11 protein-coding genes and 1 pseudogene are annotated in these 14,029 nt (G+C 66.5%); 6 read left to right on the top strand and 6 right to left on the bottom strand.

The window, feature by feature from the left end; genetic code table 11:
- The first annotated feature begins 49 nt into the window (after nucleotides 1–49).
- Nucleotides 50–1,831, top strand: a pseudogene (locus tag ACQR3U_RS09555) (AMP-dependent synthetase/ligase).
- 43 nt (nucleotides 1,832–1,874) lie between these two features.
- On the opposite strand, the gene ACQR3U_RS09550 reads toward ACQR3U_RS09555, so the two are convergent.
- Both ACQR3U_RS09550 and ACQR3U_RS09545 read right to left on the bottom strand, forming a co-directional pair.
- Nucleotides 1,875–4,367, bottom strand: coding sequence for a response regulator (locus tag ACQR3U_RS09550; protein ID WP_230810409.1), 2,493 nt, complete (start codon nucleotides 4,365–4,367; stop codon nucleotides 1,875–1,877).
- A gap of 384 nt (nucleotides 4,368–4,751) precedes the next feature.
- The gene (locus ACQR3U_RS09545) at nucleotides 4,752–4,919 is read right to left on the bottom strand and encodes a hypothetical protein (RefSeq protein ID WP_157126942.1); all 168 of its coding nucleotides are present in this window, start codon (nucleotides 4,917–4,919) and stop codon (nucleotides 4,752–4,754) included.
- Nucleotides 4,920–5,093: 174 nt separating this feature from the next.
- On the opposite strand from ACQR3U_RS09545, the gene ACQR3U_RS09540 reads away from it, so the two are divergent.
- Both ACQR3U_RS09540 and wzm read left to right on the top strand, forming a co-directional pair.
- Entirely contained in the window at nucleotides 5,094–5,507 is a 414-nt protein-coding gene (locus ACQR3U_RS09540) for a DUF2628 domain-containing protein (protein ID WP_033097827.1), read from the top strand.
- Between the two features lie 129 nt (nucleotides 5,508–5,636).
- The gene (gene wzm / locus ACQR3U_RS09535; RefSeq protein WP_006553471.1) at nucleotides 5,637–6,485 is read left to right on the top strand and encodes a galactan export ABC transporter permease subunit Wzm/RfbD; all 849 of its coding nucleotides are present in this window, start codon (nucleotides 5,637–5,639) and stop codon (nucleotides 6,483–6,485) included.
- Here the strand turns inward: wzm and ACQR3U_RS09530 are convergent.
- The 3 genes from ACQR3U_RS09530 to rfbB all read right to left on the bottom strand — a co-directional run bounded on the left by ACQR3U_RS09530 (nucleotide 6,473) and on the right by rfbB (nucleotide 11,037).
- Nucleotides 6,473–7,978, bottom strand: a complete 1,506-nt coding sequence (locus tag ACQR3U_RS09530) for a glycosyltransferase family 39 protein (RefSeq protein ID WP_230810408.1) — start codon at nucleotides 7,976–7,978, stop codon at nucleotides 6,473–6,475. The two genes, wzm and ACQR3U_RS09530, sit on opposite strands and share 13 nt — an antisense overlap.
- Nucleotides 7,979–7,981: 3 nt before the next feature.
- Nucleotides 7,982–9,886, bottom strand: a complete 1,905-nt coding sequence (locus ACQR3U_RS09525) for a glycosyltransferase (protein ID WP_006553469.1) — start codon at nucleotides 9,884–9,886, stop codon at nucleotides 7,982–7,984.
- A 143-nt stretch (nucleotides 9,887–10,029) separates the two neighbouring features.
- Complete coding sequence (gene rfbB / locus ACQR3U_RS09520; RefSeq protein ID WP_019290333.1) at nucleotides 10,030–11,037, bottom strand: dTDP-glucose 4,6-dehydratase; 1,008 nt, start codon at nucleotides 11,035–11,037, stop codon at nucleotides 10,030–10,032.
- Nucleotides 11,038–11,070: 33 nt separating this feature from the next.
- Between rfbB and rfbA the strand changes: the two genes are divergently transcribed.
- The 3 genes from rfbA to ACQR3U_RS09505 all read left to right on the top strand — a co-directional run bounded on the left by rfbA (nucleotide 11,071) and on the right by ACQR3U_RS09505 (nucleotide 13,064).
- The gene (gene rfbA / locus ACQR3U_RS09515; protein WP_230810407.1) at nucleotides 11,071–11,946 is read left to right on the top strand and encodes a glucose-1-phosphate thymidylyltransferase RfbA; all 876 of its coding nucleotides are present in this window, start codon (nucleotides 11,071–11,073) and stop codon (nucleotides 11,944–11,946) included.
- Nucleotides 11,947–12,549: a dTDP-4-dehydrorhamnose 3,5-epimerase gene (rfbC, locus tag ACQR3U_RS09510; protein WP_064853093.1), complete on the top strand. Its 603-nt coding sequence runs from the start codon at nucleotides 11,947–11,949 to the stop codon at nucleotides 12,547–12,549.
- Between the two features lie 71 nt (nucleotides 12,550–12,620).
- Nucleotides 12,621–13,064: a hypothetical protein gene (locus ACQR3U_RS09505; protein WP_006553465.1), complete on the top strand. Its 444-nt coding sequence runs from the start codon at nucleotides 12,621–12,623 to the stop codon at nucleotides 13,062–13,064.
- 49 nt (nucleotides 13,065–13,113) lie between these two features.
- On the opposite strand, the gene ACQR3U_RS09500 is transcribed toward ACQR3U_RS09505, so the two are convergent.
- On the bottom strand, nucleotides 13,114–13,983 hold the full coding sequence (locus tag ACQR3U_RS09500; protein WP_230810406.1) for a DUF559 domain-containing protein: 870 nt from the start codon (nucleotides 13,981–13,983) through the stop codon (nucleotides 13,114–13,116).
- Between the last annotated feature and the right edge of the window lie 46 nt (nucleotides 13,984–14,029).

The following is a 14,029-nucleotide window of genomic DNA, read 5'->3' as shown; positions in this document are numbered from 1 at the left end:
TACGCACTTCGTCCTACACTTTCGCCACACTCGACCTCGGGAGCCAGTGATGACCCCTCGTGCCACCTCACCGTCGACCCTCTGCGAAGCCTTCCAGACCACCGCCGCGGCGTACCCCGACAAGGTCGCGCTGCGCACCCCCGACGACTCCGTCTCCTGCACCTGGCGTCAGTACGCGCAGCGCGTCGAACGCCTCGCCGCCGGACTCGCCGGCCTCGGCGTGAGCCGCGGGGACACCGTCGGCCTCATGCTCACCAACCGGCCCGAATTCCACCTTCTCGACACCGCCGCGATCCACCTCGGCGCGGTGCCGTTCTCGATCTACAACTCACTGACCGCCGAACAGATCTCGTACGTGCTCGGCAACGCCGGCAACCGCGTGATGATCGCCGAGGAACAGTTCGTCCCCGTTCTGCGGCAGGCGCTCGGCGACACGAAGGTCGAGCACCTGGTGTGCATCGACGGCAAACCGGAGGGCACCATGTCCCTCGACGACCTCGAGGCCGCCGCCGATCCGTCCTTCGACTTCGAGGCCTCGTGGAAGGCCGTGCAGCCGTCCGACCTGCTGACCCTCATCTACACCTCCGGCACCACCGGGCCGCCGAAGGGTGTCGAACTCACCCACGCCAACCTGCTCGCCGAACTCCAGGCGACGAGCTCGTATCTGCCCACCGGCCCGGACGACCGGATCCTGTCGTATCTGCCCGACGCGCACATCGCCAACCGCTGGGGCTCGCACTACTCGAGCCAGTACAGCGGCATGCAGATCACCACGCTCGACGACCTCAAGCAGGCCATCACCGTGCTACCGAGCCTGCGGCCGACGCTCTTCGGCGCCGTCCCCCAGGTCTGGTACAAGCTCAAGGCCGCGATCGACAAGACCCTCGCCGAGGAGTCGAGCCCGATCAAGAAGAAACTCGCACTGTGGGCGATCGACGTCGGACGCAAGCGCGCCCGGCTGCAGTCCGACGGCAAACCGGTCCCCCGCACCCTCGAGGTGCAGCACGCGGTGGCCGACAGGCTGGTGCTGTCCGCGATCCGCGGCAAGCTCGGCCTCGACCAGGTCCGGGCCGCTGTCACCGGTGCCGCCGCGATCTCGCCGGAGGTCCTCGAGTTCGTTCTCGCCCTCGGCATTCCGTGCTCCGAGGTGTGGGGCATGTCGGAGACCTCGTGTGTGGTCACGATGAATCGGCCGGGTGCCATCCGCATCGGCACCGTCGGGCAGGCCGTGCCGTGTGCGCAGCTCAGGATCGCCGAGGACGGCGAACTGCTCGTCTCGGGTCCGCTGCTGATGAAGGGCTACCGGAACGACCCCGAGAAGACCTCGGATGCAATCGATTCCGACGGTTGGTTGCACACCGGCGACATCGGTGAGATCGACGCGGACGGATACGTGCGGTTGATCGACCGGAAGAAGGAGATCATCGTCAACGCGGCGGGGAAGAACATGTCGCCCACCAACATCGAAGGCGCCCTGCGTGCCGCGTGCCCGATGCTCGGTGGCGCCGTCGCCATCGGCAACGACCGCCCCTACAACGTCGCCCTGCTCGCACTCGACCCCGACGCCCTGGCCGTCTTCGCCTAACAGCACGGTCTCAGCGGCACCCACGAGGAACTCACCCGGCATCGGGTGGTCCTCGAATCGATCGCGAAGTCGGTCGAGGAGGCGAACAGCAAGCTGTCGCGGGTCGAGCAGATCAAGAAGTACACGGTGCTGCCGACGATCTGGGAACCCTCCGGCGACGAGCTGACCCCGACGATGAAGCTCAAGCGCAAGCCCATCGATGCCAAATACGCGGAGGAGATCGACAAGTTGTACGCGGGAGCCTGATCCGTCACCGCGCCGACCGGTTCGCAGGACCGTTGATCGCGCCCTACCTCGACGAATCGCTGAGCGAGACGGTGTAGTCGCCGACGATCTGCTCAGCGATCTCACGCACCTTGACGTTGCGGTGCTGGGAGAAGGCGACGAGCTTGTCGAAGGCCGCGTCGGCATCGCACTTGAACGTGGCCATCATCAATCCGACGGCCTTGCTCAGCGTCGAACGGGTCTCCAACGCCGTCTTCAACTGGTCGGATTCACGTTCCCGCGCGACGAGCATCTGCTCACGCAGCCACGACAATTCGAGGTTCACGCGAACGCGGGCGACGAGTTCATCGGGGTGGAACGGTTTGGTGATGTAGTCGTCGGCGCCGGTGCGCAGACCACCGATCGTGGCCTCCGCGCCGGCACGTGCCGTCAGGAGGATGACCGGCAGACGGGAGGTCGCCGGGTCGCGGCGGATCTCCTCGAGCAGCTCCACCCCGTCCCGCCCGGGGAGCATGATATCGCTCAGCACGAGATGCGGCGGTCGCGATCGGATTCGCTCGAGTGCGGTATCGCTGTCCTCCACCGCATCCACGTGCCAACTCTGGCGACGCAACAATTGCGTCAGATAGTCACGCATGTCCGCGTTGTCCTCGATCACGAGGATCCGCGGTAACGAATCCACATCCTCTCCCTGCGCGAATGATTCGTCCTCGTCGAGAGTGACCCTGTCCCACTGTTGCGCTTCGCCGACGTACATGGCGCCCAGATCCCCCGGAACGGTTCCGGCCGGAGACTCCGACGTCGGGTCGAGGACGCGGGGAACGGACACGGTGAAGGTGCTGCCGCGTCCGAGTTCACTGGACACGGTTACCTCTCCCCCGAGCGCGTGGACCCAGTCCGAGACGAGGGACAGACCCAGCCCGATCCCTTCCCGGCTGCGTCCGCCGGCGCTCTCGACGCGATGGAACCGTTCGAAGACGCGGGCGAGTTCCGACTCCGGAATGCCGAGACCCGTATCGGCGACCTTCAGGACCAGTCGATCGCCCTCGACGTCCAGATCCACCTCGACCGACCCCGAAGGGGTGTACTTGATCGCGTTCGAGAGCAGGTTCAGCACGATGTGGGCCCACGTCTGGGGATCGAGCCGGGTTTGCTCGGCCGCCGCGTCGGCGATCCGGCTGCGCAGGTCCAGGCCCGCGCGGTGCGCCACGTCGGCGAACAGGTCCACACATTCGGCTGTGAGCGCCGCCGGATCGGTCGGTTCCAGGGACTTCCTCGACGGGTCGGTCTCGGCACGCGTCGCTTCGAGCAGTGCGTCGACAAGTCGCCGCAATCGGATCGCGGCGCGCTGGGAGGCCTCCAGCGATTGCCGCTGCGCCTCCGTCAACGTCGTGGCGTCGTCGAGCACACTCTGCAACGGGCCGAGGAGCAGCGTGAGCGGCGTGCGGAACTCGTGGCTGATCGATTCGAAGAACCGCGTCTTGGCGGCGTCCAGCGCCGCGAACGCATCGGCCCGGCGACGCTCGGCATCCATCGCCGACGCATCGCGCAGCAGCCCCGAAATCTTCGTGACCACGAGGTCGACGAAGGTCGAGTACGCGGCGTCGAACACCCGGTACGGACTCAGTCCGACGGCGAGGACACCGAGCGGGAAGTCGTGTCCCGGCGCCGTCAACGGCACGAGGAGGAGGGTGCCGATCGGATGGTCGCCGAGGGCCCGCTGCGGGTCGAGCAGATCCGGGGAACGCTCGGCGACGCCGGAGACGACGAAGGGTTCGGAGGCCCTGGCGGCCTTCGACAGCAGCTGGTCCTCATCCGGTCCGAGCAGGGCACCCGAGAAGCCGGGCTTCGTCCCCATTACGGCGAGCTGCTTCCAGTTCGGTTGCGGATCATCGGGATCCACCACCCGGCTGTCGAGGAACAGCGCGGCCAGGGGAATGTCCTGATGGCTCGGAGCGAGCGCGTCCAGCGCGTTCCGGCACGTGTCGATCACCGACAGGCCCGAATCGGTGATCGCCACCGTACCCAGGCGGCTCAGAGCCTCCAGACGACGCTCACCGAGTACCCGTGAGGTGACGTCGGTGGTCGCGACGAAGACCCCCGCGACCTTGCCGGACTCGTCGCGGATCGGGCTGTAGGAGAAGGTCCAGTAGGTTTCTTCCTCGTAGCCGTGGCGCTGCATGAACAGCAGTTCTTCCTCGGCGAAGGTGGCGGTGCCCGCCATCGCCCGTTCGACGCGCGCGCCCACCTCGTCCCACACCTCGTGCCAGCATTCCGGCGCCGGTTGCGCGACCGCCGCGGGGTACTTGTCGCCGAGGACGGGGATGATCGCGTCGTTGAAGATCTGCACCAGCTGCGGCCCCCACCACAGGAGCATCGGCACCTCGGACGGCAATACCGTCCGCACTGCCATGCGCAGTTCCGCCGGCCAGGACTCCACCGGCCCCAGAGGGGTGGCCGACCAGTCGGTCTTCCGAAACCGTTCCAGGCATTCTCCCGGCCCCGCGAACAGGCGTTCCGCCGACCACGCCTCTCCCGACTCGGCTGTCGCCCTCATGCCCCGTCACTCCCATCTCGGGTACTTCCCGCCGCCATTCTCCCCCGAGACCGCACCGAACGACGCCACATGGAGGACATGCGTCCTCCTTTCCCCAGGTGGGCGGCATGGGTGGAAATGGTGGTACGTCGGCGGACGCTGGGAACAGTGAAGGCGGCGGCTTCGGCGTCGGGGCCCGACCCGCCGGCGCCTACGTCATCAGCGGTGGGAACGTGTCGGGCGACCCGCCGTGGACGTCAACCGTCTGGTGCGCTCGATCGCGGGGGGTGGTGATCACCTTCCTGATCATGCGCACTGTCGTCGACCGTCCGCCGAGTCGAACCGTTGGTGTGGTACAGGACCGACCGTTGCCCGTATTGCGCTTCCGGACGGTCCCGTAGAACTTCACCGATGGCGGCCTGCCTGCACTTCCTTCGACGCGCGCTCGGCCTCCACCACAACTGAGGGCGAACCCTCGGCGCGCTCGTCGCCGGTGCATGGCTCGGCGAGACGCAGCAGGTGCAGATACAACCGATGTCGGAACTGTACGAGTGGCTGGGCGACTCCGGCCATATGGACGACGGCGCCTGACGAGGAGCCGAGCGAGTCCGACGTTGTGTGCGAGGAAACGCCGAGAACTCGACAACAACGTCGGACTCGATTGCACCCGATCGTGTTTCCCGCGTGACAGATGTGCATACTGTTGCGGGTCGTTCAGGGGGAACGACCGCGACGATCGGGGGGATCATGACCGACCTCAGCATGCCCGCAGCCGGCTCCGACAGGTTCGAGGGTCTGAGCGAGACGTGGCGGTTCCGCTTCGAATTCTTCGCCGCATACGGCGTCCCGGGATCGCTGAAGACGTCTCCCGAATACACCGCGGCCTTCCGCGCCCTGCCGCTGCGGCAGCGCATGAAGCTGAACATGAATCTGCTCGGGTTCCTGTTCGGCATCTTTTATCTGCTGTATCTACGGTTGTGGAAGAAGGCGCTGGTGGTGTTCGGCGTCGGCCTCGTGCTGGGTCTCCTCGTCGTCGCGCTGGCGCTGCCCTCGACCGTCGACACCGCTCTCACACTCGGCCTGTGGCTCTACGCCGCGAGTCGCGTCAACGTCTACCACTACGAGAACCGGGTACTCGGCCGTCAGACGTGGGGCCTGTAGCCCCGGCTCCGGCGTGCACTTCTCGTCGTGAATACCGCGCACGATCGACAGGACCTGCACACGCACGGCGGTCCCGTCGACCCCGCGCCCCGGCAGGTCACATTTACGCCGCGGGTAGGCTCGGGACCCGTGTCTGATGCCCTCACCGTCGACGACGAACCCATCGAGTCGTCCTCACGTTCGTTCCGGCGCGCGTTCCAGGATCTGCGCGAAGGCTTCAACCACCGCGAACTGTGGTTGCTGCTCGGCTGGCAGGACATCAAGCAGCGCTACCGCCGGTCGGTGCTCGGCCCGTTCTGGATCACGATCGCCACGGGTGTGTCGGCGATCGCGATGGGTGTGCTCTACGGCACGCTGTTCAACCTCGATGTCCCGGAGTTCCTGCCGTACGTCGCGCTCGGCTTCATCATCTGGAACCTGATCCAGGGGTCCATCCTCGAGGGCGCGGACGTGTTCATGTCCAACGAGGGCCTGATCAAACAGCTGCCGACGCCGCTCAGTGTGCACGTCTACCGGCTGGTGTGGCGGCAGATGATCCTGTTCGCGCACAACATCGTCATCTACATCGGCATCTTCATCTTCTTCCCACGTCAGCTGTACTGGACGGCCTTCCTCGCCATCCCGGCGCTGGCGTTGATCGCGATCAACGCGGTGTGGGTGTCGCTGGTGTTCGGCATCCTCGCCACGCGCTACCGCGACATCGCGCCGCTGCTCGGCAGCATCGTCCAGCTGCTGTTCTTCATGACACCGATCATCTGGACAGAGAAGACGCTCGAGGGCACCGGCAACGAGGGGCGGGCGCGGATCGCGGAGATCAACCCGCTCTACCACTTCCTCGACATCGTGCGGACCCCACTGCTCGGCGGCGACCAGCAGCTCTACCACTGGGTCATCGTCCTCATCATCACCGTCGTCGGCTGGGGTATCGCCCTGCTCGCGCTGCGCAACTACCGCTCGCGCGTCGCCTACTGGGTCTGAGCCGGTTCGAGCCGGACCAGCTGTGAACGGTGGATCGGCTCCCGGTCGGTGATCCGGAAACCGACGGCCTCGAGCTCCCGGTAGGTGTCGGTCTCGGTGAACCGGTGGGGTTCGAACCGCCACCACACGTTGTTCGGGTGCCACACCCGGAAGCCGGTCTCGCGCTCGCCGTCGGCGACCACCCACAGCACCTCGCATCGGGCCGCCGCGCGTCGGGCGAGTTCCGGCGGCGGAGCGTCGGTCGACCACAGGTTCACGCGGTCGACGGCGTCGTAGCCGAGCCCCACGTCGTCGAGTCCTTCCACCGCGTCGGGCCGGGCGTCAACGACCGCGCGCAGTGAGGTCGGTGCCCACGAGACGCGCGGTTCGAAAGCGACACAGTCGCCGGGTTCGGAGCGTTCGACCAGCCGGTCGGCGATCACGCTGTAGTCCATCCCGCCGGCCTTGCCGAACGGCTGTCGCTGCTGCACGTAGGCCGGCGCAACGCTGACGGCGACCGCAGTCAGCACCACGAGCATCGACCACCAGCGGGTTGCGATGCGGGCCGCCGCCCAGCCCACGAGCAGCACCATCGCGGGAACCGTGAACGACAGATAGCGCTCGAGGTACATGTTGTCCTCGAGCAGCGAGTAGCCGAGCAACAGCACCATGGGCACGGCGAAACCCGGCACAGCGAGCCACAGCAGGGTCCGCTCCCCAGGCTCCGCGCCACGACGGCACGCGGCGATCACCCCGGCGACGACGATCGCGGCGAACAAGGCGGCCGTCCACGGGGCCTGCGGGAACCACTGATCGAGAGCGATCGTGCGGACGATCGTCGAGTCGAGCGGAGGAATCCAGGCGACCTGCTTGGCCTGCGAATAGGCGAGCAGGACGAACGGCGTCGACAAGGCCGCGCCCACCCCTGCGGACAACAGGAACGCACCGCGCCCACGACCACGGACCAGCACGGTGAGGAGATGCGCGACAACGACCGTCGCGGAGTACACGAACATCACCGTCGCGACCGGCAGGACGACGGCGTACAGCGCCCACCAGCGTCTACGGCCGGTCGCGCAGCCGAGCGCGACCAGCAGCGACAACACCGCGACCAGCGCCGCAGCGAAGGCATAGGACCGCGCTTCGGTGGCCGCCCAGGTCACCCGCGGCGACAGCGCGAACAGCACCCCGGCGGCGATCCCCACGCGACGACCCGCCAGCACCTGGCCGGTCGCCGTGACGGCTGCGGCACCCACCCCGAGCGCGATCACACCGGGCAGGCGGGCGGTGAACTCGTCGACGCCCACGAGGGAGAACCAGTAGTGCAGCAGCAGATTGTGCAAGCCGTGGACGGCGTCGATCCGGGTGTGGACGCGGAGCATCCCCTCGACCGACCGGTCGGCACTCGAGATGGTGGCGGCCTCGTCCCACCACAGCGAGGGGACCCACGAGAACGCCCCTGCGACGAGCACGGTCGCAACCCCGATCAGCAGGGGAAACGACCATGCCCTCACGGTCTACCCGTCGATGCCGTACAGGCGCGCCCAGTTCTCGCGGCTCGTGAGCTTGGGGAGCGCTTCCTGCCAGACCGTCTTCATCCGGGGCGCTTCCTTGCGGAGCTGCCAGCACACCTTCGCGGCCTGCTTCGCGAGGTCGACGGCGGTGTCCTTGTCGCGGTGACGCACCCGCACGGCGTTCTGCGAGGCGTCGGTGACGACGGCCTTGTCGAACAACGACACGTGCCACCACGATGCGAAGTGAGCGGGAACGGTGACCGTCCGGCGGTCGACCTTGCCGGCGAACTGCTGCACGGCACGCTTGAGCAGCACCAGGCCCTCGCGCTTCTTGTCGGGCTCGAACTGCCAGACCGACATCTGCGTGTGCGGATCGGATTCCTTACCCACCTGCGCGGCCGGAAGCGGCTTCGTCTCGGGATAGCGGTCGCGCAGTTCGCGCAGTTCCTTCAGCACGGACTGGCCGCCGTCGTAAAGGAAGTCCGGTCCGGCGAGGAAGTCCTCCGCAGCCTTGATGAAGGTCGCGGCGAGACCGTACTGCATCGAGACGATGAGCTCACTGATCTTGCGGAACAGGTACTTCGACATGTCGTTACCGTCGAAGCGCCCGTAGATGGACGAGACGATCAGGCCGTTACGGATGCTGAAATAGCGCGCCCAGTCGTCGTAGTCCTTGAGATAGAAGTCGGCATGCCACACACCCGCATTGGGCAGGGTGACCGTCGGATGCCCCGCGTACCGGGCACGGATGCCGTATTCGATGTCGTCCCACTGGAAGAACAGCGGGATGGGCAGACCGCAGTCGGCGATGATCTCGGCGGGCAGCAGGCAGGTCCACCAGCCGTTCCAGCCAGCGTCGAAACGCATGTCCTGCTTCTTCTTCACGAGGTCGATGCCCATGCGCGCACCCGGAGTCAGTGCGCCGGCGGTGATCTCGTCGAGCACCTCACGCTCGGCCGAGACGTGCAGGACCTGGGGATTGCTCAGCGACAGCATCTGGGCACCGACGATCGTCGGCTGCACCGTCATGTTCGCGAAAGCGTTGAGACGCAACACCGATTCGGGTTCGCACAGGATGTCGTCGTCCATGACGATGACGTTGGCGTGCTCGGCCTTGGCGGAACCGGTGATCTCGTACATGCCGCGCGAGAAGCCACCCGCACCACCGAGATTCGGCTGGGTCAGGTAGATGAGCTTGTCGCCGAGCTTGTCGGCGACCTCGGCGAACGCCGAGCGCGAGCGCACCTGGTCGGTGCCCTGGTCGACGATGCACACCGCTTCGATGTCGGCCATCGCCCCGTCGTCCGAGGCGAGAGTGCCGACGGTGACGGTGCAGTCGTCGGCGCGGTTGAACGTGCAGATGACCACAGCCGCGGGACGCAGGTGCTCGGGAGCGGCGACCGTCCAGCGCGCGTCGGAGACGAGCACCGATCCGTTGCCGGCATCGATGGAGAACCACATCGCACCGCCGTCGACGAACCGCTCGATCGGCAGCTCGAGGTCGAGCTCGCCCGAACCCGACACCGTCTCGACCGTCACGATCCGCTCGCGTCCGCGTGCATCGGACGCCCACACGGTGAACTCAGCCGTACCGGAGCAGCCGTAGGTGAGCTGCAGGTTCACGGTCTTCACGTCGGTCCAGCGCTGCCAGAACGTCGCGGGAAAGCGGCCGAAATAGGTGTTGGTGTGGGCGGTCGCGCCGTCGGCGAGCTGCAGCCCGTAGCGGTCGGACGCCGCGCCACCCTTCGTGTGGACGTACATCTTCTCCGGCACGCGCGGCGACAGAGATGCGAAGACACCGCGCTGGACGATCAGCCGGTCGCGACGCACCGGTTCGGTGAGAACCTCGTCCAGTGTGTCCGCCTCATGTCCGATCGTGCTTGTGTCGCCGGCAGCTGCCTGCTCCATCGGGCTACTCCCCGCTCGTGGTCGATCCGCTGTTTTCGATGCGACAGTAGCAGCGGAAACAGGAGCTCCACGGTTGTGTGCGTCGTGTACCGGTGTTTCGACCCATTCGCGAATTGTGCCGGGACCACCCCGAACGGCGCGGGTTATCCGCCCAGAACGCGCTCGACGCGCCTGTAGGCGGCCTCGGTGGCCTGTTTCTGTGGCGTCCACCACTGCTCGTGGGCGCGGTACCAGTCGATGGTCGCGGCCAGCCCCTCACGGAAGTCGCGGTAGCGGGGCGCCCAGCCCAGTTCGGTGCGCAGGCGGGTCGCGTCGATGGCGTACCGCAGGTCGTGGCCGGGGCGGTCGGTGACGAAATCGAACTCGTCACGGCCCTTGCCGCACAGCTCGAGGACGGTTTCGACGACGGTACGGTTGTCGGTCTCCCCGTCCGCGCCGATCAGATAGGTCTCGCCGAGCCGGCCGTGTTCGATGATCGTCCACACGGCGCTGTTGTGGTCGTCGACGTGGATCCAATCCCGCACGTTGGTGCCGGTGCCGTAGAGCTTGGGGCGCACACCGGTGAGCACGTTGGTGATCTGGCGGGGGATGAACTTCTCCACGTGCTGATAGGGGCCGTAGTTGTTCGAGCAGTTGGAGATGGTCGCGCGGACGCCGAACGAACGCACCCAGGCGCGCACCAGCAGATCCGAGCCGGCCTTCGTCGACGAATAGGGGCTCGACGGATTGTAGGCGGTGGTCTCGGTGAACTTGATCGGATCGTTCAGCGGCAGGTCGCCATAGACCTCGTCGGTGGAGATGTGGTGATAACGCACGTCGTACTTGCGGACGGCCTCGAGCAGGGTGAAGGTGCCCACGAGATTGGTCTGCACGAACGGTGCGGGGTTCGCCAGGGAGTTGTCGTTGTGGGATTCGGCGGCGAAGTGCACCACCAGATCGGTGTCGGCGACGAGCCGGTCGACCAGCTCGGCGTCGGCAATGTCGCCCTGGACGAAGGTGATCGTGTCGGCGACGGGGTCGAGGGAGGCGCGGTTGCCGGCGTAGGTGAGCTTGTCGAGCACGGTGACCTGCGTGTCGGGTCGTTCCGCGACGGTCTGATGGACGAAGTTCGCGCCGATGAAACCGGCACCACCGGTGACGAGCAGCCTCATTGGCGCAAGCCTACTCATGCGAGACTGTCCGACATGCGCGGAATCATCCTCGCGGGTGGGACGGGCTCGCGTCTGCATCCGATCACCCAGGGCGTGAGCAAGCAGCTCGTGCCCGTCTACGACAAGCCGATGATCTACTACCCGCTCTCGACGCTCATGCTCGCCGGGATCCGCGACATCCTCATGATCACCACCCCGCACGACGCCGGACAGTTCCGCTGGTTGCTCGGCGACGGTTCGCAGTTCGGCGTGAACATCACCTACGCGATCCAACCCTCACCCGACGGCCTGGCACAGGCCTTCGTGCTCGGCGCCGACCACATCGGAACCGAGCCGGCCGCATTGATCCTCGGCGACAACATCTTCTACGGCCCCGGCCTCGGCACCCAGCTCAAACGCTTCGCCCACATCGACGGTGGTGCGGTGTTCGCGTACCGGGTGTCCGACCCGTCGGCCTACGGGGTGATCGAGTTCGACTCCACCGGCCGCGCCCTGTCGCTCGAGGAGAAACCCGACGACCCGAAGTCGAACTTCGCGGTGCCCGGGCTGTACTTCTACGACAACGACGTCGTCGAGATCGCCCGGTCGCTGAAGCCGTCGGCGCGCGGCGAACTGGAGATCACCGACGTCAACCGCACCTATCTCGAAGCGGGGAAACTGCAGGTCGAGGTGTTGCCGCGCGGCACCGCCTGGCTCGACACCGGCACCTTCGACTCGCTGCTCGACGCGTCGAACTACGTGCGCACCATCGAACAGCGCCAGGGATTGAAGATCGGCGCACCCGAGGAGGTCGCCTGGCGACTCGGGTTCATCGACGACGAGCAGTTGCGCGCCGCGGCCGAGCCGCTGGTGAAGTCGGGCTACGGCAGCTACCTGCTGGATCTGCTCGAACGAGGAAAGGACCGCTAGGTGCACTACCGCGAACTGAAGGTCGCCGGGGCGTGGGAGATTACGCCGAAACAGTTCGGCGACGACCGGGGCGTGTTCCTCGAATGGTTCAAGCAGGAGAGTTTCACCGACGCCGTCGGCCGTCCCCTGGAGTTGGCGCAGGCGAACTGCTCGGTCTCCGCCGCCGGAGTACTGCGCGGCATCCACTACGCGGATGTGCCTCCCGGACAGGCGAAGTACGTCACGTGCGTGTCGGGGTCGGTGCTCGACGTTGTCGTCGACCTGAGGGTGGGGTCGCCGACCTTCGGGCAGTGGGATTCGGTGCTGCTCGACACGAAGGACCGGCGCGCGATCTTCCTGTCCGAGGGCCTCGGCCACGGTTTCCTCGCCCTCGAGGACAACTCGACCGTCGTCTACCTGTGCTCGACGGGCTACGACCCCGACCGTGAGCACGAGGTGAACCCGTTCGATCCGGAGATCGGGATCGATTGGCCGACAACGGGACCTGACGGCAGGTCGCTGACCTACGAACTGTCGGCCAAGGACCGGACGGCACCCACCCTCGCCGACGCCCGCGAAGCGGGTCGTCTCCCGCACGCACAAGACTCAGCCACCGATCCGTAACATCTTGGGACTCTTGCCGATAGCCAGGGCAGTGCTTCCGCACCGACATACCGAAGAGACAGGATCCGACCGTGAACTTGAAGACCACCCTCGGACGGGTAGCGAGCGTCGGCGTCGCAGCCGCCGTTACCGCCGGCCTCGCTGTTGCCGGAACTTCCACCGCTTCCGCGGACTCGAACTGGACCACGTTCACCAATACGGTGGGTCTGCACCTCGATACGGGTTCGAGTGGGTATGCCGGCAACGCAACCCCGTTCATCGATGCACCGGTCGTGCTCCGAACCGACCCCGCCTCTCCCGAACTGCCGCTGTGGGTCGGTGGTATCGGCTCCCCGTTCTGCCCGTGCACCGTGCACTGGCACAACGAGACCACTGGTGAGCGCGGGAAGGTGCCGGCGAACAGCAACCTGCTTCCTTCGGAGACCGGAGCCGGGAAGATCTCCGCATATGTCACCATCGACGGCAACGTCAGCTTTACGCTCGTGCGTGGCGTCGCCGGCTGGACCGCTCGATAGCCCCGATCCGGTTGCTTCGACGGCGGTCGGCGCGGTCGAAGCAACCGGATCACCGAGCGAGTGCCGCACGAATCTGTCCGACCACCCCGTCCGGGTCCTGCGTCAGCATGTGCCAGGTGAATCGCAGAACGTGCCATCCTGCGTTGATCAGGACGTTCTGTCTTTCGATGTCGTGGCAGTGACGGTCTGCGTCGCGATGCCACACCCAGCCGTCGATCTCTATCGCCACCCGTTCGGCCTCGAACGCGACGTCGATCTCGTATCCACAGCTCATCACGTGTGCACGCCAGCCGGTGAACCCTGCCTGACGTAGCACCCGATGGAAGATGCGTTCGGCCTGGGAATGCCCGCCGTCCCGGGCGGTGCACAACAATTTCTCCGCAGCGCGCGACCCACGACGTCCCGGATTCCTCAGGTGGGACCGCTCCAGCAGAGCCAACGACGTGTGTCGTTGAAGTGCTCTGTCCATGAGGACGGAACCCTCTTTCAGCTCGACCGCTGCCTCCAACACCGTGAGAGGTACACCTGTGACCCGCAGCCCGCGCACGGTCACGATGTCGTCGGCGGGCAGGTCCCTGCGACGGAGGTGCACATTCCCGTTTCTCACGATGGCCCGCCCATGTGGGACGGTGACGAAGTAACGGGCGGGAGGCCTGTCGAGGATTCCGTGCCACCACGCGGCGCTCGGACCCCATGCCGTCGCCGCACGTCCCGCACCGTAGACAGCGGCGCGAAGGTGCACCGAAGGGGTCCGCTCCCGATCGGCACGGAGATACACACCGGGAACCAGTGAGACCCATTCACCCGACCGCACGTAGTGATCGATGATTGCGATGCTCAGACCGCACCGCACCGCCTGATCGCGGGTGACGACACCGTCCTGCCTGGCCATGATCGCGTGTGCTCGGGAGCGTGACATATCCGGTTCGACGCCACAGGAGCCGGACCGGTCCCACACAGCTCGG

This window comes from Rhodococcus sp. IEGM1339 (assembly GCF_050321925.1).
Lineage (GTDB): Bacteria > Actinomycetota > Actinomycetes > Mycobacteriales > Mycobacteriaceae > Rhodococcus > Rhodococcus pyridinivorans.
Note: the sequence above shows the minus strand (reverse complement) of the source record. Positions and strands in the feature narration are given on the sequence as shown.